At 65.3% G+C, this 18850-nt stretch carries 18 protein-coding genes; 6 read left to right on the top strand and 12 right to left on the bottom strand.

Annotated elements, in window-relative coordinates; all coding sequences use genetic code 11:
- Positions 1-18: 18 nt before the first annotated feature.
- The 9 genes from tagH to H1D44_RS03615 form a co-directional block, all read right to left on the bottom strand.
- Positions 19-1404, bottom strand: a complete 1386-nt coding sequence (tagH, locus tag H1D44_RS03655) for a type VI secretion system-associated FHA domain protein TagH (protein ID WP_181513484.1) — start codon at positions 1402-1404, stop codon at positions 19-21.
- A 4-nt stretch (positions 1405-1408) separates the two neighbouring features.
- Positions 1409-2428 (bottom strand): type VI secretion system baseplate subunit TssG, encoded by a 1020-nt coding sequence (gene tssG, locus H1D44_RS03650; RefSeq protein WP_181513483.1) that lies wholly within the window; start codon positions 2426-2428, stop codon positions 1409-1411.
- A complete protein-coding gene (tssF, locus tag H1D44_RS03645; RefSeq protein WP_181513482.1) occupies positions 2392-4155 on the bottom strand; it encodes a type VI secretion system baseplate subunit TssF in 1764 nt (587 codons plus the stop codon). Before tssF ends, tssG begins: the two co-directional genes overlap by 37 nt.
- A gap of 41 nt (positions 4156-4196) precedes the next feature.
- Positions 4197-4628 carry a type VI secretion system baseplate subunit TssE gene (tssE, locus tag H1D44_RS03640; protein ID WP_181513481.1) on the bottom strand — a complete coding sequence of 144 codons (432 nt, stop codon included), beginning with the start codon at positions 4626-4628 and terminating at the stop codon, positions 4197-4199.
- A gap of 15 nt (positions 4629-4643) precedes the next feature.
- On the bottom strand, positions 4644-6125 hold the full coding sequence (gene tssC / locus H1D44_RS03635; RefSeq protein ID WP_181513480.1) for a type VI secretion system contractile sheath large subunit: 1482 nt from the start codon (positions 6123-6125) through the stop codon (positions 4644-4646).
- An 84-nt stretch (positions 6126-6209) separates the two neighbouring features.
- Positions 6210-6719: a type VI secretion system contractile sheath small subunit gene (gene tssB, locus H1D44_RS03630; protein ID WP_181513479.1), complete on the bottom strand. Its 510-nt coding sequence runs from the start codon at positions 6717-6719 to the stop codon at positions 6210-6212.
- A 481-nt stretch (positions 6720-7200) separates the two neighbouring features.
- Entirely contained in the window at positions 7201-9108 is a 1908-nt protein-coding gene (gene dxs / locus H1D44_RS03625; protein ID WP_181513478.1) for a 1-deoxy-D-xylulose-5-phosphate synthase, read from the bottom strand.
- A 39-nt stretch (positions 9109-9147) separates the two neighbouring features.
- Positions 9148-10038, bottom strand: coding sequence for a (2E,6E)-farnesyl diphosphate synthase (gene ispA / locus H1D44_RS03620; protein WP_181513477.1), 891 nt, complete (start codon positions 10036-10038; stop codon positions 9148-9150).
- Positions 10022-10315, bottom strand: coding sequence for an exodeoxyribonuclease VII small subunit (locus H1D44_RS03615; protein WP_181513476.1), 294 nt, complete (start codon positions 10313-10315; stop codon positions 10022-10024). Before H1D44_RS03615 ends, ispA begins: the two co-directional genes overlap by 17 nt.
- 247 nt (positions 10316-10562) lie before the next feature.
- On the opposite strand from H1D44_RS03615, the gene serA reads away from it, so the two are divergent.
- A complete protein-coding gene (serA, locus tag H1D44_RS03610; RefSeq protein ID WP_181513475.1) occupies positions 10563-11813 on the top strand; it encodes a phosphoglycerate dehydrogenase in 1251 nt (416 codons plus the stop codon).
- A gap of 130 nt (positions 11814-11943) precedes the next feature.
- On the opposite strand, the gene H1D44_RS03605 is transcribed toward serA, so the two are convergent.
- The gene (locus H1D44_RS03605) at positions 11944-12285 is read right to left on the bottom strand and encodes a hypothetical protein (protein WP_181513474.1); all 342 of its coding nucleotides are present in this window, start codon (positions 12283-12285) and stop codon (positions 11944-11946) included.
- Between the two features lie 259 nt (positions 12286-12544).
- Between H1D44_RS03605 and H1D44_RS03600 the strand changes: the two genes are divergently transcribed.
- The gene (locus H1D44_RS03600; protein ID WP_181513473.1) at positions 12545-13462 is read left to right on the top strand and encodes a DMT family transporter; all 918 of its coding nucleotides are present in this window, start codon (positions 12545-12547) and stop codon (positions 13460-13462) included.
- 1 nt (position 13463) lies between these two features.
- Here the strand turns inward: H1D44_RS03600 and H1D44_RS03595 are convergent, their stop codons facing one another.
- On the bottom strand, positions 13464-14702 hold the full coding sequence (locus tag H1D44_RS03595; protein ID WP_181513472.1) for an amino acid deaminase: 1239 nt from the start codon (positions 14700-14702) through the stop codon (positions 13464-13466).
- 120 nt (positions 14703-14822) lie between these two features.
- Here H1D44_RS03595 and H1D44_RS03590 point away from each other — a divergent pair, with 120 nt between their 5' ends.
- The 4 genes from H1D44_RS03590 (at position 14823) to paaX (ending at position 18196) form a co-directional block, all read left to right on the top strand.
- Positions 14823-15614 carry an enoyl-CoA hydratase gene (locus H1D44_RS03590; RefSeq protein WP_181513471.1) on the top strand — a complete coding sequence of 264 codons (792 nt, stop codon included), beginning with the start codon at positions 14823-14825 and terminating at the stop codon, positions 15612-15614.
- A 138-nt stretch (positions 15615-15752) separates the two neighbouring features.
- Complete coding sequence (locus H1D44_RS03585) at positions 15753-16598, top strand: IclR family transcriptional regulator domain-containing protein (RefSeq protein WP_181513470.1); 846 nt, start codon at positions 15753-15755, stop codon at positions 16596-16598.
- Positions 16595-17107: an Lcl C-terminal domain-containing protein gene (locus H1D44_RS03580; protein ID WP_181513469.1), complete on the top strand. Its 513-nt coding sequence runs from the start codon at positions 16595-16597 to the stop codon at positions 17105-17107. Before H1D44_RS03585 ends, H1D44_RS03580 begins: the two co-directional genes overlap by 4 nt.
- A 162-nt stretch (positions 17108-17269) precedes the next feature.
- The gene (gene paaX / locus H1D44_RS03575; protein WP_181513468.1) at positions 17270-18196 is read left to right on the top strand and encodes a phenylacetic acid degradation operon negative regulatory protein PaaX; all 927 of its coding nucleotides are present in this window, start codon (positions 17270-17272) and stop codon (positions 18194-18196) included.
- 51 nt (positions 18197-18247) lie between these two features.
- Here paaX and paaY read toward each other — a convergent pair whose 3' ends face one another.
- Entirely contained in the window at positions 18248-18850 is a 603-nt protein-coding gene (gene paaY / locus H1D44_RS03570) for a phenylacetic acid degradation protein PaaY (protein WP_181513467.1), read from the bottom strand.

Genomic DNA, 18850 nt, shown 5'->3' with positions numbered 1-18850 from the left:
CGTCCCGTCTTGTTGTGTTCACTTGGCTTCGCGCTGCTGACGTCGCACCGATTGGTCGTAGGCCTGCTCGAACACCTCCCAGAACAGCTTGGCGAAGCCCTGCTGACGACCGGAGTTGAGCTCCTGGTAGTAATGGCGATACATCTCCCAGGCCCAGCTGCCCTCGTCGTCGAGACGGTTGCCGGCACCGCGATAGGCATGGAAGCGCTTGAGCAGGGCGTCGGGGGCGAAGGCATCGAGGATCGCCTGCAGCGCCTCGCCGATGGCCTCCTCCACCGCCGCCTGGTGCTGCCCCTGATGGGTCAGGCACTCGGTGACCGCCGCTGGCGCCGAGAGGTGCACCGGGCTGCGACGGGCGGAAAACAGCGTCTCCACGGTGTCGCGGTAGGGCTGGCCCAGGCGCAGCGGGTTGTCCTCGATCGGCTGCAGGCGGCGGTCGCGCAGCGGATAGCGGCTGTCGTCCTGAGCGCGGTGCAGCGCCTGCAGGCCTTCGATGGCGGCGCGCAGGGTCTGGCCGGCCTCGGCCATGAAGTTGAGCTGCTCTTCGCTGTCGGCAAAGCGCAGCTCGGCGCCGAGTGCGCGCAGCAGCGGATCGCTGCCGGTAGAGCCGGCGCCGGCCGGCACGCTGTCCTGCCAGCGCTCCTCGAGCTGCTCACCCACCGAGCGTTCCAGATCGTCCAGCAGGCCTTCGTCCATTTCCCGGTTCATCTTGGTATCTTCCTCGTATCGTCGATTGGTCGGCGCCGCTGCGCGCCACTCCAGAGAGCCGTGCTGCCCCGTGTCGCCATGCCGCTGCTCGGCCAGGACGCCGAGCAGCGCATCGTCATCGCCTTGCGCCGCATCATGCTCGTGGGCCAGGGCCGTGAGCGGATCGCGCTGGCTGGCACCCGGCGTGGCCTCGCCCAGGGCCTCCAACGGGTCGTCGCGGCGCGGCGGCGGAAAGGCGGTCGAGTGCGCGGCCCGGTACGGCACCACGCCCTGCTCCGCCAGAACCTCCTGCTCGTCGTCGACCAGGGCGGCAAGCGGCTGGGCACCGGGCAGGCCGGCCTGACGGTCACCCAGATGCACGCGCACCCGGTACTCGCCGATCCCCAGCTCGTCGCCATCGCGCAGGGCGACCCGACGCTCGCGGCCCAGCGGCAGCGTGGCCTGGTTGATGAAGGTGTGGCCGCTGCGGTCGATCAGGCAGAACTGGCCGTCGGCCCGGCGGATCTCGGCATGGGCGGGGCGGATTCGCCCGGCATGGTCCTGCAGCAGCCAGTCGTCGCTCGCGGCGCTGCCCAGGGTTCCCCCCGAGGCCGGAAATACATGGCTGCTGGTGGAGCGCCCCTCCAGCCGTTCGCTGTTGAGCACCACCAAGGTGACGGCGCTGGCGGCGACCTGGGGGCGGGAAAGATACGTCATCGCGTTACCCTGTCATCTGAATGCGTACCCGGCGCCGCCCCGAGGCGGCTCCAGATTCGGGATTGACGAAAGTGGTCCAGCCGAGCTGACAGCAGCCATGGTCGCCAAGACGCATGGGCTGCACCGCGCTCTCCAGCAGTTCGAGTTCGAGGTCGTAGGCCAGCGGCTCGCGCAGCACGAAGCTGACCAGGGTCTTGAGCGGTGCATGCTCGCGGCCATCGGGCAGGAAGTCGCGGAAGCGGGCCAGGCTGAGCCCCTGCAGGCACAGGGCGAACTTGCCGCCCACGTCGGCGACCCGCTCGCCGGCCACCATGTCCTCGCCCAGGGTCATGGCGCCAAGGCCGGTGCGGCTGCGCTGGTCCTCGGGGATCTCGACCCAGCGGTGCACCCACTGCTCGACGCTCACCTCGTCGAGATCGAAGCAGTGACCGACCACGCTCTCGACCACTTCGGGCGAGCGCGAGCGCCCCGCCAGCAGGCCGGCATAGGCCAGCATCTTGCCCCAGTTGATCGGCGTCTCGCCGCGCAGCTCCTCGTCGGCCAGCCCCACCAGGGCGAACACCGCGGCGGAGAAGCCGTCGCTGGCGCCATCCTGGTAGCGCACGTAGTGGCGGTACTTGCGCCAGCTGCGGTGTACCAGGGTCAGCAGGCGGTGGTTGAAGAAGTCGAGGAAGTCGCGGGCGACACCTTCGTGATGGGCCGCCTCGTGGGCCAGCGACTCCAGGTAGTAGCCGGGCAGTGGCGACTGGGCTCCCTGCAGGCCGAAAAAGCTGACTTCCAGCGCGTATTCGCCGCTCGGACGCGGTTCCAGCGCCACCACGTCGCTGCCGGGGAAACCCAGCGACGCCGAGGCGCTGAAGCGCACCCGCTCGCGGCCGGGATGCACGTCGGCCACACGCTCGAGATCGTCCTCATGGTGACGATGCAGCAGCTCGACGAGCTGGTAGAAATCGTAGCGCCGGGCCCCCTCGATCAGGGCCAGCGGCGCTAGATCAGGGGTTGTTGGCCCGACTGTAAGGTCCATGCGTAACGTTCCTGGTTGTGACGATTGACGACGTGGAGTTCGTGGAACGAGTTGATGCTGGCGTAGAGCGAGAAGAATCGTGCCAGCACGCTGCCGAACAAATAGAGGCTGCCCTCGTCGCCGAAGGCTTCCTGGTCCAGGGTCATGACCGAGCGCAGGCCGCGTACCGGCAGACCACGCTTGAGCCGGTCGATGGAGCGGGTCTCGATGTTAAGCACGCCGGCCAGACGCTTCTGCGACACCCGCTCGGCCTGGCGGTCGACCAAGGCGCGGAAGTCGTAGGCCCGCAGCACCGAGCACAGCGCATCGCGCTCGAGCAGCGACAGGTAGTTGAGCGAAAGGTTGGAAATCAGCGTCCACAGCAGGCTGCCGTCCAGGGTAGGACGCAGCGCCGGGGTGGGCCGGGTGATGTTGCGATAGGCGGCGAACACCGGGCTGGTGTCGGTGGAGGCGATGATGTCGCCCACCGCCAGGCGCTCGGGCAGGGTGCGGTTGCTGCAGGTCAGGCGCAGCGAGATGGTCTCGCGCATGCCGACGCAGGCTTGCTCGTCGCCGCGCACGAAGGCGATGTCGTGGTCGAAGCCGTCGCCGCGCAGGCTGTCGCGCACCCGCACGCGGAAATAGCGTGCCTCACGGCCGCGATCACGTTCGATCTGGTGCTGGAAGCTCTCGAACGGCACGTACTGACGCGGCTCGCCGCGCATCTTGCCGCTGTCGCCCTCCAGCCAACCCTGTACCGCGTCGACGCTGAACACCTCGTAGTGCTCCGCCGCACGGCTGCTGGGGCGAATGCGGTACTCGCTGCGCTCGCCGTTGAGGTCGATGGGGTCGGCGTCGTGGCTGAACAGGTTGATGGCCGGGGCGCAGAACAACGCCAGATGCTCGTCGCGCACCTTGGCATCTGCCGGCAGCGTGCGCGAGAAGACGAAGCGCAGCACGATGCGCGAGGCCTGGCGCGGCGGCAGCAGCCGACCCAGCCCCACCAGATCGACGAAGTGGAAGGCCTCGGGAAAGCACAGGTACTCCTGCAGGATGCGATAGCCCTGGTGCACGTTGCGCGGATAGGGCAGCAGCGCGTGCTCGCGCTCGAAGCCCACCGGAGAGAGCATGCCGCGGGGCAGCGGTACCACGGCGCCGTCGATCTCCAGCTCCAGGCGCGACAGATAGTGGCCCAGCCACAGATAGAGCGTGCGTGCGGTATAGCCGCCTCCGCCCAGGTGCAGGCGCAGGTTGTCGATGCCCAGCGCATCCAGCGACTGGTCGCCGTCCACGTCGAGGGCCAGCTCGACGATCGAGGACTCACGGGAGTGGCGCGCCTCCACGCCGGCATGCATCAGCGGATAGAGCGCCACGTCGTGGCAGATACGGAAGCGACACGCGGTGCCGTCGATGGGCCGCGCCGCCAGCGTGGTGCCGGCGGGCACCTCCTGGCGTCCGCTCAAGGCGCCCTTGTTGGGCGTGAACTGCATGATCGTCATGCTCGGCACCGGGCGCAGATAGTTGGGCCACAGCATGGAGATCAGCGAGTGGGTCAGCTCGGGGAACTCGTCCTCGACCTTCTCGCGCATGCGTCCGGTGAGAAAGGCAAAGCCTTCCAGCAGGCGCTCGACGTCCGGGTCCGTGCTGCGCTCGGAGAGGAAACGGCTGAGGCCGGGGTTGGCCTCGGCGAACTCCCGCCCCTGCAGCTTCAGGTAGTCGAGCTCGTCCCGGTAATAACGATTGAGCATGCACGCCTCGCTTCCTGGCTGGGGCTAATCGGCTTGGGTACTCAGTTCAGGCACTGGTAGCGTTTGTCGTTGAGCAGCAGATCGATGGTGGCCTGGCCCTGGTCGCGGCCGAGATCCACCGTGGCGTGCACCTGGAAGCGCAGCTGCAAGGGGTCGCTGCCACGCGGCAGCGACTCCACTTCCACCTGCCGCACGCGCGGCTCGAACCGCTCGATGCACTGGCGAATGGCACGCTGGATGTTGCGCTCCAGGTCGAGCACGCCGATGGTCGCGTCATTGAAGTCGAGGAGCCCCAGCTCCGGGGCACATTCGCTGTGCCCCGGGTGGCTGTTGAGCAGATCGACCAGATGGCGCTTGATGGACTCGACGATCTCGGCAAGGCTCGCCTCGGCGCCGCCGCTCTCGCTTCTCTCGGGAGTCGCCAAGCGTTCGAACAGCCGGTTGCCGAGCACGCCACCACGGTGAATCGTCATGGCCGCGCCCTCCCCTTACTCCTTGTCCAGACGACCCACCAGCGACAGCTCGAAGTTGGCGCCCATGTACTTGAAGTGCGGACGCACGGACATGGAGACCTGGTACCAGCCCGGATCGCCCTCGACGTCGGAGACCTGGATCGAGGCGGCGCGCAGCGGACGGCGGCTGCGCACCTCGGCCGGGGGATTCTCCTGGTCGGCGACGTACTGGCGAATCCACACGTTGAGCTCGCGCTCGAGATCCTGACGCTCCTTCCAGGAGCCGATCTGCTCACGCTGCAGCACTTTGATGTAGTGAGCCAGGCGGTTGATGATGAACATGTAGGGCAACTGGGTGCCGAGCTTGTAGTTGGTCTCGGCAGCCTTGCCCTCGGGGGTGTTGGGGAAGACCTTGGGCTTCTGCACCGAGTTGGCCGAGAAGAAGGCGGCGTTGTCGCTGCCCTTGCGCATGGTCAGCGAGATGAAGCCCTCTTCGGCCATCTCGAACTCTCGGCGGTCGGTGACCAGCACCTCGGTAGGAATCTTGGCCTGCAGCTGGCCCAGCGCCTCGTAGGTGTGCACCGGCAGGTTCTCCACCGCACCGCCGCTCTGCGGACCGATGATGTTGGGGCACCAGCGGTACTTGGCGAAGCTGTCGGTGAGACGCTCGGCGAGCAGGTAGGCGGTGTTGCCCCACAGGTAGTCCTCGTGGCTCTCGCTGACCGTCTCGCGGTAGTGGAAGGTCTTGACCGGGTTCTCGACCGGGTCATAGGGCATACGCAGCAGGAAGCGCGGCGCGGTCAGGCCCAGGTAGCGGGCGTCCTCGGACTCGCGCAGGCTGCGCCAGCGAGCGTACTTGGGCCCTTCGAAGATCGCCTTGAAGTCCTTGATGTTGGGCAGCTCCTGGAAGCTGTCGATGCCGAAGAAGCTCGGCGCCACCGAGGAGAGGAACGGCGCGTGAGCCATGGCGCCCACTGCGGCGGTGAACTGCAGCAGCTTGATGTCGGGGGTCGAGGGCGAGAAGTCGTAGTTGCCGATGATGGCACCCACCGGCTCGCCGCCGAACTGACCGTACTCGGTCGCGTAGACGTGCTGGTAGAGCCCGCTCTGGCTGAGCTCCGGCGCGAACTCGAAGTCCTCCAGCAGCTCTTCCTTGGTGGCATGCAGCAGGTCGAGCTTGATGTTCTGGCGGAAGTCGGTGCGGTCGACCAGCAGCTTGAGCCCGCGCCAGGCCGATTCGATCTGCTGGAAGCCGCGGTCGTGCAGGATCTCGTCGACCTGGCTGCCGATCTTGCGGTCGAGCTCGACGATCATGCGGTCCACCACCGCCTTGTTGACCTGCGGTGCCGCATCGTCGCTGCGCAGCAGCTCGGCAATGAAGGCGGCCACGCCCTGCTTGGCGATGTCGTAACCGTCCTCGGACGGCGCCAGGCGGGTCTGCGCCATCACCTGATCGAGAAGGGAGCCCTCGGCCTGGGCCTCGGCGGCCTGCCCCTGCGTCTGTGCCATTTCGCTCATTGTAGGTGCCTCGAATCCTTTGCCTGGCCGGGAACGTCATGCGCTGTCGGCGCGCTCCCGGAATGCCTCTGTGACGCGGAAGCCTCAGCTCTTGGCGTCGTCAGGAGTGTCCAGCAGCTCGAGTTCGGCGAGCAGCTGCGTGCGCGCTTCATCGCTCTCCATCAGCTTCTGCAGCTGGTCACGGAACGCTGGGACGTTGCCCAGCGGCCCCTTGAGCGCCACCAGCGCCTCGCGCAGCTCGACCAGCTTGCGCAGTTCGGGCACCTGGCGGGCCACGCTGTCAGGAGTGAAGTCTTCGAGCGACTTGAACTGGAGGTTGACCGCCAGGTCGCCGGCCTCCTCGCCCTCCTCGAGGCGATTGGGCACGCTGGCTGTGAGCCCGAGTCCGGCTTCGCGCATCACCGACTTGAAGTTGTTCTTGTCCACCGAGACCTTTTCCCGCTCCTCGATCGGCGTGGCCTCGGCGCCACCCTTGAAGTCGCCTACCACCAGCAGCTTGAGCGGCAGCTCGGTTTCCGCCTGCTGGTCGCCGGTAGCCGGCACGTACTTGATGTTGATGCGCTCTTTCGGCGCAACGGTTCCTTCCTTCGCCATGGAGAAGCTCCCTGATGGGCCGCCTTGTTTGAATTCGCAATGCTGTGACGACGACGTGCCATACCCTGTCCCCACCGGCCGGAAATGCCCGGCCAGGTGCGGTCAGCACTCAAGTGAGAAACGTTGTCACCCTTGCTCGTGAGGCGAGAGGGTAATCAGACTTTAAGACCGTGCCAAACGGCAGGGGCCAGCAGGAGGAGGTTACAACCCGGATACATCACGGCGTATTAGATTACATGGATTCACTGCCGCTCCTGTAGCGGTGCGGCTCCCTCTTTCTGTGCCGGCATGTGCCTACATAAGAAGCAGCGCATGGATTACACCGCATGTAGGAAATTAGCTACACCAATATAAGAAATATAGGGCAAGCCAATGTGCCAATAACCTCGCCCGATAACGTTGTCGGAAAGGCGGCGGCATGAGGAAAGAACACGAGGGGATGAGAAACGTCGGCCGGGCATGAGAAGCCCGGCCGTTAGTTTCAAGCGAGTCGTGCGTGAATCGACGCCTCGATGCCGGTGGCATCCAGGCCACACTCGGCCAGCAGTTCGCCGGGCTTGCCATGTTCGACGAAGGCGTCGGGCAACCCCAGGTTGAGGGTGGCGACCTGAACGCCTTCGGCGGCGAGCAGTTCGTTCACGCCGCTGCCGGCACCGCCAGCCACGACGTTCTCCTCCAGCGTGACCAGCAGGTCGTGGTCGGCTGCAGCAGCCAGGATGGCGTCACGGTCGAGCGGCTTGACCGAACGCATGTTGAGGTGGGTGGCATCGAGAGAGTCGGCTACCTCGACCGCTGGGCCATTGAGGCTGCCGAAAGCAAGCAGGGCCACCCGCTTGCCGGGCTCGGCGCCACTCTCGCGGCGCAGCTCGGCCTTGCCGATCGCCATGGGCTCGAGATGAGCGGGAATCGTCACGCCGGGTCCGCTGCCGCGGGGGTAGCGCACCGCGGCGGGCCCCGGGTAGTGGTAGGCGGCGCTGAGCATGGCCCGGCACTCGGCCTCGTCGGCCGGGGCTAGGATCACCATGCCGGGTACGCAGCGCAGGTAGGAGAGGTCCATGCTGCCGTGGTGAGTGGGGCCGTCCTCGCCCACCAGGCCGGCGCGGTCGATGGCGAAGGTGACGTCGAGCTCCTGCACCGCCACATCGTGAATCAGCTGGTCGTAGCCGCGCTGCAGGAAGGTGGAGTAGATCGCCACCACCGGCTTCATTGCCTCGCAAGCCATGCCGGCGGCCAGGGTCACCGCATGCTGCTCGGCGATGGCCACGTCGTAGTAGCGGTCGGGGTACTCCTTGGAGAAGCGGATCAGGTCGGAGCCTTCGCGCATCGCCGGGGTGATGCCGATCAGTCGCTGGTCGACGGCGGCCATGTCGCACAGCCACTCGCCAAAGACATTGCAATACTTGGGCTTTTTCTTGACCGGCGCGACTGGCTTGCTGCTCGACACCTCACCATTCTTTTCCAGCTTGGTGATGGCATGGTAGCCGATGGGGTCAGCCTCGGCGGGCAGGAAGCCGCGCCCCTTGCAGGTCTTGACGTGCAGGAACTGCGGGCCGTCCAGGTCGCGAATGTTACGCAGGGTCTGGATCAGGTTGGGCAGGTCGTGGCCGTCGAGCGGGCCGATGTAATTGAAGCCCATCTCCTCGAACAGCGTGGCCGGGCTGACCATGCCCTTCATGTGCTCCTCGGTGCGCCTCGCCAGCTCCAGCGCTCCTGGCAAATGCGACAGCACCCGCTTGCCCTCTTCACGGAAGGCAAGGTAGGGCTTGCTGGAGAGGATGCCCGCCAGATAGCTGGCGATGCCACCGACGTTCTCCGAGATAGACATCTCGTTATCGTTGAGCACCACGAGCATGTTGGCATCGACATGGCCGGCATGCGCCAGCGCCTCGAAGGCCATGCCCGCGGTCAGCGCGCCGTCGCCGATTACCGCGCAGACGCGTCGTTTTTCACCACTCGTGGCACTGGCCAGCGCCATGCCCAGCGCCGCCGAGATCGATGTGCTGGAGTGCCCCACACCGAAGGTGTCGTAGGACGACTCGGCACGGCGCGGAAACGCCGCCAGGCCAGCGTACTGGCGAATGCTGGGCATGGCCTCGCGTCGACCGGTAAGAATCTTGTGCGGGTAGGCCTGGTGGCCGACGTCCCACACCAGGCGGTCGTGGGGCGTTTCCAGGGCTTGATGCAATGCCACGGTGAGTTCCACCACGCCCAGGCCGGCACCGAAGTGGCCGCCGCTGCGTCCTACGCTGTAAAGGAGGTAGGCACGCAGCTCGTCGGCTACCTGAAGCAGCTGAGCCTGGGTCATGGCCCGCAGCGCCGCCGGCGTATCCAGCGAGTCGAGCAGTGGAGTCACCGGGCGCTCTGCAGGAATTACGTCATAGAGCTTCATGTGCGATTCGGTCGTCCTGGCTGTCGTGCCATTTGGCGGCTAGTGGTCGCGCTCGATCATGTATCGGGCCAATTGGGCCAGCTGATAACCCGACTCGCCCAGCGGCGCCAGCGCGGCCAGCGCCTCCTCGGTCAGCTCGCTGGCCCGACGACGAGCGCCATCCAGCCCCAGCAGGGCCGGGTAGGTCGGCTTATCGCGGGCGGCATCGGCCCCCGATGTCTTGCCCAGGGTCTGGGTATCGCCGGTAACGTCGAGGACGTCATCGTGTATCTGAAATGCCAGCCCCAGCGCTTCGGCGTAGCGGTCCAGCGCCGCCACGCGAGGGTCCTGGTCGTCGACCGCCGTCAGTGCGCCCAGATGCACCGCCGCGCGGATCAAGGCGCCGGTCTTGTGCGCATGCATGGTGGCCAGTGCCTCGACATCAGGGTGGCCGCCAATGGCCGCCAGGTCCAATGCCTGTCCTCCCACCATGCCGTCACGGCCAGCAGCCGTGGCAAGGGTAAGGATCAGTGCCGGCAGACGCGGATGCGCGGCACGAGCCAGCGTTTCGAAGGCCAGGGTCTGCAGCGCATCACCGGCGAGTATCGCCGTGGCCTCGTCGAAGGCCCGGTGCACCGTAGGCTGGCCACGGCGCAGGTCGTCATCGTCCATGGCCGGCAGGTCGTCGTGCACCAGCGAGTAAGCGTGAATCAGTTCGACGGCAGCAGCGGGGGCATCCAGTGCCTCGTCACTGGCGCCCAGCGCACGTCCAGCGAGGTAGACCAGCAGCGGGCGCAGGCGCTTGCCTCCCACCAGCAGGGCATGATGCATGGCGGCGTCCAGGCGCGGCTCTGCCGACTGCCGCCGCTCGAATGCACGGGTCAGGAAGGCATCGACACGCGCCCGGTCGGCCGCCAGGCTGGTGGCGAGGGCGTCACTGTTCACTCTCATCCTCCGCTGCGGGGGCATCGAAAGGGGCGAAGTCGATACTGCCGTCGGGACGCTCGATGAGGGTGCGCACGCGCAGCTCGGCTTCATCCAGGCGGCGCTGGGCATCGCGGGTCAGGGCGACGCCCTGCTCGAAGGCCGCAAGCGAGCCTTCCAGCGAGAGTTCGCCAGACTCCAGCCGCTCTACCAGTTGCTCCAGTTTCTCTACGGTGGCGGCGAAATCGACCTCACTGCTCTCGCTCACAACCTCGCTCGCCGCCTGTTCGTCACGCTCGGCCATGACACCTCTAGCTCGTCGCCGCTGTTTCCGGAGGCATAGTATACACGCACTGCCCCCGGGGTCGTCTGCCTGGGCCATGCTACGTGCAGCCCGTTCATCTTCGCCACACAGCATTTTCATCTTGCACCGTATCGGCTGTGTTAAGATGAGCGCCCTGTTTCCAGCCTGAAACCGAAGGGCATCGTGCCGTTTCGTCCTCCGGTCTTCCAGCAAGCACGCGGCGCACCAAGAAGGGGTTGATTCGACCATGGCCAAAACGTCCCTGGACAAGAGCAAGATCAAGATCCTGCTGCTCGAGGGCGTCCACCAGAGCGCGGTGGACAATTTTCTGAATGCCGGTTACACCAACATTGAGCACCTGCCCACCTCGCTCGACGAGGCGTCGCTGATCGAGAAGATCAGCGACGTGCATTTCCTCGGCATTCGTTCCCGCACCCAGCTCAACGAGCGCGTGTTCGCCGCCGCCGAAAAGCTCAACGCCGTGGGCTGTTTCTGCATCGGCACCAATCAGGTCGACCTCAGCGCAGCGCTCGTGCGCGGCATTCCGGTATTCAACGCGCCCTACTCCAACACCCGCTCCGTGGCTGAGCTGGTGCTGGCCGAGGCCATCATGCTGCTGCGCGGCATTCCCGAGAAGAATGCCCGCGCCCATCAGGGCGGCTGGCTGAAAAGCGCCAAAAACTCCCACGAGGCACGTGGCAAGACCCTGGGCATCGTCGGCTACGGCAACATCGGCTCCCAGCTCTCGGTGCTGGCCGAATCTCTCGGCTTCAACGTCATCTTCTACGACGTGGTGACCAAGCTCGGCATGGGCAACGCCAGTCAGGTGGCCAGCCTCGAGGAGCTGCTGGCACGCTCCGACGTGGTCAGCCTCCACGTACCCGAGCTGCCCTCCACCAAGTGGATGATCGCCAAGGAACAACTCGCACTGATGAAGCCCAGCGGCATCCTGATCAACGCCTCTCGCGGCAGCGTGGTAGTGATCGAGGACCTGGCCGAGGCACTCGAAGCCGGCCGCCTCTACGGCGCCGCCATCGACGTCTTCCCGGTCGAGCCCAAGGGCAACGAAGAGGAGTTCGTCAGCCCGCTGCGCGGTATCCCCAACGTGATCCTGACCCCCCACGTGGGCGGCTCGACGCTGGAAGCGCAGGAGAACATCGGCATCGAGGTGTCCGAGAAACTGATCACCTACTCCGACAACGGCACCACGGTCACTGCGGTCAACTTCCCCGAGGTGGCACTGCCGGCACACCCGGACAAGCATCGCGTGCTGCACATCCACGACAACGTGCCCGGCGTACTCACCGAGATCAACCGGGTGCTGTCGGAGAGCGGCATCAATATCTCCGGCCAGTACCTGCAGACCAACGAGAAAGTGGGCTACGTGGTCATCGACGTGGACAAGGCCTACGGTGAGCAGGCACTCGAGGCGCTGCGCAGGGTGGAGCATACCCTGCGTGTTCGGGTTCTCTACTCGGAGACCAACTTCGAGGAGTGATGACAGCGCTCACACGCCGGAAACCTTGCCGTCGCGCTCATCGAGTGCGGCGGCTTCGTTTTGGCGTGCATGAAGCTTGCGCGAATCGACGCTGCCGATAGGATGTCACCGATTCCGGAGAGGTAGGCCGCTAAAGGCTCTGGATATCGATCACGTAGCCGATGATCGGATAGCCGGCCTGCTTGGCAGCTTTCTCGGCTTCCAGCTGGGCTTCCAGCTTGGAGATACTGGTGGAGCGGTGTTCGAAGACAGTGTCGGTCTCCAGCTTGCGGGTTCTCACGGCAAGCCGGACCAGGTGTCCCGTCTTGTAGGATTTAGCAGATTGGCCGGCGGCGGCCGGCTTGCCGCCCTTTTGCCTTGCCTCCTTGCCGCTCGTCAGCGGGCGTGACGGCGTTGACTCTTGGCCGGGCTTCATGAAGGCATCAATCTCGCGCTTGATGCTCTGTTCGAACTCGCTCAGTTCGTCGCTCATTCGTCCTCCAGTGAATGTATTTCCCGCCCCGCTCGGACCATAACAGGCCGGCTCGGGCAGCTCCCTTAACGCAGGTTATGGGCGGTATTGACGGGCAGGGCCCCACAAGATGCCAGAGTCTTGCTGCCATTTCACTCTCTTCGGCTCATGGCGCATCATCAGGCACGGCGCTTTCGATGCGAGGGTCGGTTCGACCCGCATCGCTTATTGTGCTAATGGTTTCTTTTCAAAGCACCGCCGCCTACCAAGGATAGACTGCATGCCGACCGCCGCCGCCTACCTGATTGTCGTGTTGGTATGGGCCACCACGCCATTGGCCATCAAGTGGAGCGCCGAGGCAGGGGCGCCGGTAGGCAGCGTGCTGCTCCGCATGGCGATCGCCTTACTGGCGGGGCTTCTGGTACTGGTGGCGTTGCGCCGTGGATTGCGCAGGGACCGGCACGCCATGAGAAGCTACGCAGCAGCGGTTCCAGGAGTGTTCGGTGCAATGGCCTTGAGCTATCACGCCTCGATGACGCTGCCCTCGGGAATGATGTCGGTGATATTCGGCATGGCACCCTTGATCTCCGGGCTGATATTGCAACTGTTGCCCAGCGCTGTAAAGCTGCGCCGCTGGCACTGGATCGGCTGCGTGCTTGGCCTCGCGGGCCTGGGACTGGTCTTCGCCGACAGCCTGGTGCTGGGCAGCGACCAGTTGCCGGCGCTGCTGATGATGCTCGGCGCCGTGACGCTGTTCAGCGCCAGCGGTATCGCCGTGCAGCGAGTGGCGGCAGGCCTCGGCCCACTGGAGCAGACCCTGGGCACCCTGGCCTTGTGCCTGCCGTGCTTCTTCATCCTGTGGCTGGCCAGCAGCGAGCCCATGGCGATACCGCTAAGCACCCGTGGCCTGTGGTCAGTGGTCTATCTGGCGCTGTTCGGTTCGTTGGTGGGCTTTCTCTGCTACTTCCTGATCCTGTCGCGGCTCTCGGCGGCCAGTGTGGCACTCGTCACGTTGATCACCCCGATCCTGGCCCTGGGCCTGGGCATGACGCTGAATCAGGAACAGCCATCATCCTCCATGTTGGCAGGAGCCGTGCTGATTCTGGTGGCGCTCGGTGCCTATCTGTTCGGCGATCGCCTGGCCCGCCTGAAGGATGAGCGCAAGGTTTCCTCTTCAGCCGAACATGAGTCCATCTGACTCAGAAGAAGGTCGGCATCACCTCGATGACCTCCAGCCGCTCATCGACGCGGCAGATCCGCCGCCACTTGTCGAAGGTCAGGCAGGGGTGTGAGGCGCCGAATGCCACGATGTCGCCCACCCGTACCCGGCCGTTGGCGCTGCCGGGCTCCTCTTCCTCCTCTGCCAGCCTGACGAAGGCGTGCTGATCCATCAGCTTGGTCACGCGCCAGCCCGCCACCGGAAGCGGTCGCCGGCGCTCGTCCCCCTCGCGATAGCGCCGCAGCGGCTCGGGCAGCTGGTCGTGGCCGATGTCGCGCTTGCCCAGGCCGACAATGGCCAATCCAGGCTCGGGAAGCGACTGGACCTGGGCAAACACTTCGAGGGCCGGCTGTAACCCACGCTCCAACTCCGGGCGGCGCTCGAGGATTTCATGCTGGGCCTGGCGATAGATGCCGTGGTCGTGGACCACGTAACAGCCGGGGCGCAGTACCGGTGCGAACTGCGGCCCCAGTCGCGCCTCGCGGAATACCTCGGCGATCAGGTCATACCAGGCCGAGCCGGAGGCGGTGATCAGCGGCTCCGGGCTCTCGATCAAGGCATCCTTGTCCAGGGCCTGAGCCGCTTCGACCAGTTGCCAGGCATAGGCGCGCACGGCCCGTTCGGGATCATTGCCATGCACTACCCCCTCGTAGCCCTCGAGCCCCGCCAGCACCAGCGCTTGCTCACTGTCGATACGCTCGGCAAGCGCCATCACCTCATCGGTATCGCGACAGCCGCAGCGCCCACCGGGTACCCCGAGCTCGATCAACACCTGAAGGCGCAGATCACGGGCCGTGAAATAGCGCACCAACTGATCGACGTTGGCGACGCTGTCTACCACGCAGTAGAAGTCGGCGCCGGCCTCGATCAGCTCAGCGACGATTGCCATGTTGGCCTCGCCGATCAGTTGGTTGGCCATGAGCAGACGCTGCACACCATGAGCAAAGGCGGCCCGACACTGCGACGCAGTGGCCAGGGTGATTCCCCAGGCACCTTCGGCAAGCTGGCGTTGAAACAGCGAAGGACACATGGTCGTCTTGCCATGGGGGGCCAGGCGCGCGCCGTGGCTCTCGCAGAAGCGCTGCATCCAGGCCAGGTTGTGGGCCAGCGGCGCTTCATGCACCACGGCGGCAGGCAGACTGACATCCGCCAGCAGCCGGTTTCCGGTTTGCGGCGTACCCTTTTCCAGGGCCTCGAGGTGGGGACGGTCATCGTACATGCTGCGCTCCCGCTGGATGAATGCCTGGCGACTCGACACACCGTCTTTGGTCGCAGGAATGACGAAAAATGCGCGCGACACGCTAGGCTGGTGGCGGGCACGTTTCTACAGGATACGACAATGATGACAAACGTCGACGAGCGTCCGGTGATCCGCCGCGACCAGCACGGCGTGGCCACCCTCACGCTTAACCGTCCGCGCCAGTTCAATGCACTGTCCGAGGAGGTACTCAAGGCCCTGAAAGGCGAGCTTTCCCGCCTGGCCACGGATGACTCGGTGCGCTGCGTGGTCATTGCCGCAGAGGGCCGTGCCTTCTGCGCCGGGCACGACCTCAAGGAGATGCGGGCCACACCCGACAAGGCCTACTACCAGGCGCTGTTTGCGCAGTGCGGGGAAGTGATGCAGCGCATCGTCAACCTGCCGGTGCCGGTGATCGCCCGGGTCCAGGGCCTGGCCACCGCGGCCGGCTGTCAGCTGGTCGCCAGCTGCGATCTCGCCGTGGCAGCCAGATCGGCGCGCTTTGCCGTCTCGGGCATCAACGTCGGGCTGTTCTGCTCCACGCCTGCAGTAGCGCTGTCCCGCAGCATCGGTCGCAAGCGGGCCATGGAAATGCTCTTCACCGGCGAGTTCATCGATGCCGAGCAGGCGCTGGAGTGGGGCTTGATCAATCGCGTGGCCGACGACGAGGCACTGGACGAGGTGCTCAATGCACTTACCGCCAGCATCTGTGCCAAGAGCGCCGTGGCACTGCGCACCGGGAAGGCGCTGTTTCAGCGCCAGCTGCAGATGCCGCTGCGTGAAGCCTACGCCCTGGCCGGCGAGACCATGGCCTGCAACATGATGGCAGAGGACGTCACCGAAGGGATCGATGCCTTCATCGAAAAACGCCAACCCAACTGGCGTCACCGCTGAGGAAGATGCCAGGCCCCTCATGTCAGCAGATAAAGTGGAAGGCATTTCCGCAATCGAGACAAGCCGGCATCGAGGGGGTATCCTGTCGGCAAGCCCCTACGGGAGGGCCAGACAGGTTAACCCAGAAGGAAGAAGCAGGTGAGTGAAGTCAAACGTAGAACGGCGGGCCGCCCGCCCGGTCCCGGCAAGAGTGCCAGTGGTCATAGCCAGTCGCTGGTGCGCGGGCTCAACCTGCTGGAGCGGCTGGCAGCCACACCGGGGGGACTGGCCCTGTCGGAATTGGCCGAGTCTGTCGACCTGGCACCTTCCACCACCCACCGCCTGCTGCAGGCACTGCAAGGCCAGGGGTTCATTTCCCAGGATGCGGAGCTTGGAGTATGGAAGATCGACGTCAAGACTTTCCGCATCGGCAACAGTTTCCTCGAGGCACGCGACTTCGTCGCCACCAGCCGTCCCTTCCTGCGTCGCCTGACTGCCCAGACCGGTGAAACGGCCAACCTGGGCATCCGCGACGGCGCCACCGCCGTGTTCCTGGCCCAGAGCGAGTCGTCGCAGATGATGCGCATGATCACCCGGCTTGGCTCACGCGCCCCCCTTCACGCCTCGGGGGTTGGCAAGGCGCTGATGGCCTGGCTGCCGGATGACGAGTTCGATCGGGTCGTGGCCGAACGTGGCCTGTCACGAGTCACCGAAAATACCCTGCACACGCCGGAATCGCTGCGCGCCAACCTGGCCGAAGTGCGTCGCCAGGGCTTCGCCTGCGACCGCGAGGAGCACGCCATCGGTCTGCACTGCGTGGCCTCCTGCCTGCACGACGAACACGGCATCCCGCTGGCGGCGATCTCGGTATCGGGACCGGTGGCACGCATTCCCGAGTCACGACTCCTCGAACTGGGCGAGCTGGTGCGCGATACCGCCGCCGAAATCACCGCCCGGCTGGGCGGGCGCATCCCCGACGTTACCGAGGCATCGGTAGAAGCATGAATCAGTACAGGGGGTGGGCTTCGCTGCTGGTGGGGATGTCCCTCAGCGGCAGCCTCCTGGCCGCCGACACCCCCTCTTACGACCTGAGCCACGAAGGCCTGGCCCTGGACACGCGCCAGCAGCTGGCCTGGATGCGCTGCAGCCTGGGTCAGCGCTTTGAAGAGGGTCGTTGCCTGGGCGAAGCCGAGCGCCTGAGCTGGAGCGAGGCCCAGGCACGCATCCAGGAGCTGGCGGGGCCCGAGTGCCCCTGGCGCCTGCCCCGCTTCCATGAGCTGCGCGGCCTGATGCAGCCCGCCCCCGGCCGTGACATGGCCATCGACCTGGAGGCCTTCCCCGATACCCCACCGGGCTGGTACTGGAACCAGGCCAGCGCCGGTGGTCACTCACAGCAGGATTGCTTCGTCGATTTCGGCGGCGAAGGGCGAACGCGCTGCAACATGGGCGGGCACTTCCACCTACGGCCAGTGATGCCGGACGCAAAGGCTGCCAGTTGCCTAGGCAACCATTAGCGATACGGAACTAGCAGCCACCCCTTCCACTCCGTAACGAAACATGCCTCAATTTTATCTTGTTCCAGCAGCGACTCGATTAGCTGTGGTATTCTATCTGCACCTGAATTCAGCCTTTTCTGTCCTGCAACAGTATCACAACCTCGGAAACCGGCTCTGACCATGTCCTCCGCTCACGATTGCGTTGTCTCGCTCGTCGACAACTTCCAGAAGCGCCACCCTATTCGTGCCGGCTCGTTGATCATCACGATATATGGTGACTCGATTGCCCCTCGAGGAGGCACGGTCTGGCTCGGCAGCCTGTCGAAGCTTGTCGCCCCCATTGGCATCAACGAGAGGTTGGTCCGCACCTCCGTTTACCGGTTGACCCAGGAAAGCTGGTTGCAGGGCGAGAAGGTTGGACGACGCAGCTATTACAGCCTCAGCGGCCCGGGGCGGCGACGCTTCGAACAGGCCTTCAAGCGTGTCTACCACGGTGCTCAGCCCTCCTGGAGCGGACAGTGGACCCTGGTCCTGCTGTCGCAGCTGGATACCGCGCGGCGCCAGAAAGTGCGCGAGGAGCTCGAATGGCTGGGCTTCGGCTATTTCGCCCAGGGGCTTCTGGCCCACCCCACCCTCAACCGCAGTGAAGCGATGGCAGCGCTGCAGGAAATGGATGCGGCCGACGATACCATCATCCTGCAGACCGAAGCCGTGGAGCCTCTCGCCAGCAAGCCGCTGCGCCGGCAGGTGAGGGAAAGCTGGAACCTGGAAAGCCTGGCCGAGAATTATCAGCGCTTCCTGACCCAGTTTCGCCCGCTGTGGAAGGCACTGGACGAGGAAAATCACCTGGGCGAGGAGGAGTGCTTCATTGCCCGTACGCTGCTGATTCACGAGTATCGCAAGGTGCAGCTACGCGACCCCCAGCTACCCGACGAGCTTCTGCCGACCGCCTGGGAAGGTCGCAATGCCTACCAGCTGTGCCGCAATATCTATCGCACGATCTACCAGCGTGCGGAGCGCTGGCTCGACCAGCACCTCGAGACGGCCGAAGGCCCCCTTCCGGCACCGGGGAACAGCTTCTATCAGCGCTTTGGCGGCCTGGAGTGAGTCTCCCACCTTGCGTGGATCTCGACGTCTATCGACTCCAGGCGGTTCACGCTACCTGGCGAGGGTCTGCTGCTTGGGTTGAGTGTCACCGGCTTTGAGCTTCGGTCGATCGGCATCGAGCTCGGCCAGCGGCTCACAGGGTTCCAGGCTGTCGCGGCAGCGCTCGGTCAGCCGCTGATACTCGCGGGTGCCTTGCTGCTTCCAGGCGAACTCCTGATCACTCAACTCACGCTTGACGCTGGCTGGCGCGCCTATCACCAGCGATTGGGGCGGACACTCGAACCCGGCCTTGACGAAGGCCGCCGCGGCGACGATGGAGCGAGTGCCGATCACGGCGTTATCCATCACCACGGCATTCATCCCCACCATGGCGTCTTGACCCACCACACAGCCGTGCAGCACGGCACCGTGACCGATATGGCCATCCTTCTCCACCTTGGTAACGCAGCCGGGAAAACCGTGCATCACGCAGGTGTCCTGAAGATTGGCCCCCTCCTCCAGCACCAGCTGGCCAAAGTCACCGCGCATCACCGCGCCGGGCCCCACATAGCAGCCCGGGCCAACGATGACATCGCCAATCAGCACCGCGGTGGGATGCACATAGGCGGTGGGGTGAACCACCGGCGTGACTCCCTCGAGTCGATAACAGGGCAT

The sequence above is a fragment of the Billgrantia kenyensis genome, assembly GCF_013697085.1.
Lineage (GTDB): Bacteria > Pseudomonadota > Gammaproteobacteria > Pseudomonadales > Halomonadaceae > Halomonas > Halomonas kenyensis.
Note: the sequence above shows the minus strand (reverse complement) of the source record. Positions and strands in the feature narration are given on the sequence as shown.

Bases quoted from the DNA above. Each gene is read 5' to 3' on its own strand.
- tagH (WP_181513484.1), bottom strand. From the start codon at position 1,404: ATGACGTATCTTTCCCGCCCCCAGGTCGCCGCCAGCGCCGTCACCTTG.
- tssG (WP_181513483.1), bottom strand. From the start codon at position 2,428: ATGGACCTTACAGTCGGGCCAACAACCCCTGATCTAGCGCCGCTGGCC.
- tssF (WP_181513482.1), bottom strand. From the start codon at position 4,155: ATGCTCAATCGTTATTACCGGGACGAGCTCGACTACCTGAAGCTGCAG.
- tssE (WP_181513481.1), bottom strand. From the start codon at position 4,628: ATGACGATTCACCGTGGTGGCGTGCTCGGCAACCGGCTGTTCGAACGC.
- tssC (WP_181513480.1), bottom strand. From the start codon at position 6,125: ATGAGCGAAATGGCACAGACGCAGGGGCAGGCCGCCGAGGCCCAGGCC.
- tssB (WP_181513479.1), bottom strand. From the start codon at position 6,719: ATGGCGAAGGAAGGAACCGTTGCGCCGAAAGAGCGCATCAACATCAAG.
- dxs (WP_181513478.1), bottom strand. From the start codon at position 9,108: ATGAAGCTCTATGACGTAATTCCTGCAGAGCGCCCGGTGACTCCACTG.
- ispA (WP_181513477.1), bottom strand. From the start codon at position 10,038: ATGAGAGTGAACAGTGACGCCCTCGCCACCAGCCTGGCGGCCGACCGG.
- H1D44_RS03615 (WP_181513476.1), bottom strand. From the start codon at position 10,315: ATGGCCGAGCGTGACGAACAGGCGGCGAGCGAGGTTGTGAGCGAGAGC.
- serA (WP_181513475.1), top strand. From the start codon at position 10,563: ATGGCCAAAACGTCCCTGGACAAGAGCAAGATCAAGATCCTGCTGCTC.
- H1D44_RS03605 (WP_181513474.1), bottom strand. From the start codon at position 12,285: ATGAGCGACGAACTGAGCGAGTTCGAACAGAGCATCAAGCGCGAGATT.
- H1D44_RS03600 (WP_181513473.1), top strand. From the start codon at position 12,545: ATGCCGACCGCCGCCGCCTACCTGATTGTCGTGTTGGTATGGGCCACC.
- H1D44_RS03595 (WP_181513472.1), bottom strand. From the start codon at position 14,702: ATGTACGATGACCGTCCCCACCTCGAGGCCCTGGAAAAGGGTACGCCG.
- H1D44_RS03590 (WP_181513471.1), top strand. From the start codon at position 14,823: ATGATGACAAACGTCGACGAGCGTCCGGTGATCCGCCGCGACCAGCAC.
- H1D44_RS03580 (WP_181513469.1), top strand. From the start codon at position 16,595: ATGAATCAGTACAGGGGGTGGGCTTCGCTGCTGGTGGGGATGTCCCTC.
- paaX (WP_181513468.1), top strand. From the start codon at position 17,270: ATGTCCTCCGCTCACGATTGCGTTGTCTCGCTCGTCGACAACTTCCAG.
- paaY (WP_181513467.1), bottom strand. From the start codon at position 18,850: ATGCCCTGTTATCGACTCGAGGGAGTCACGCCGGTGGTTCACCCCACC.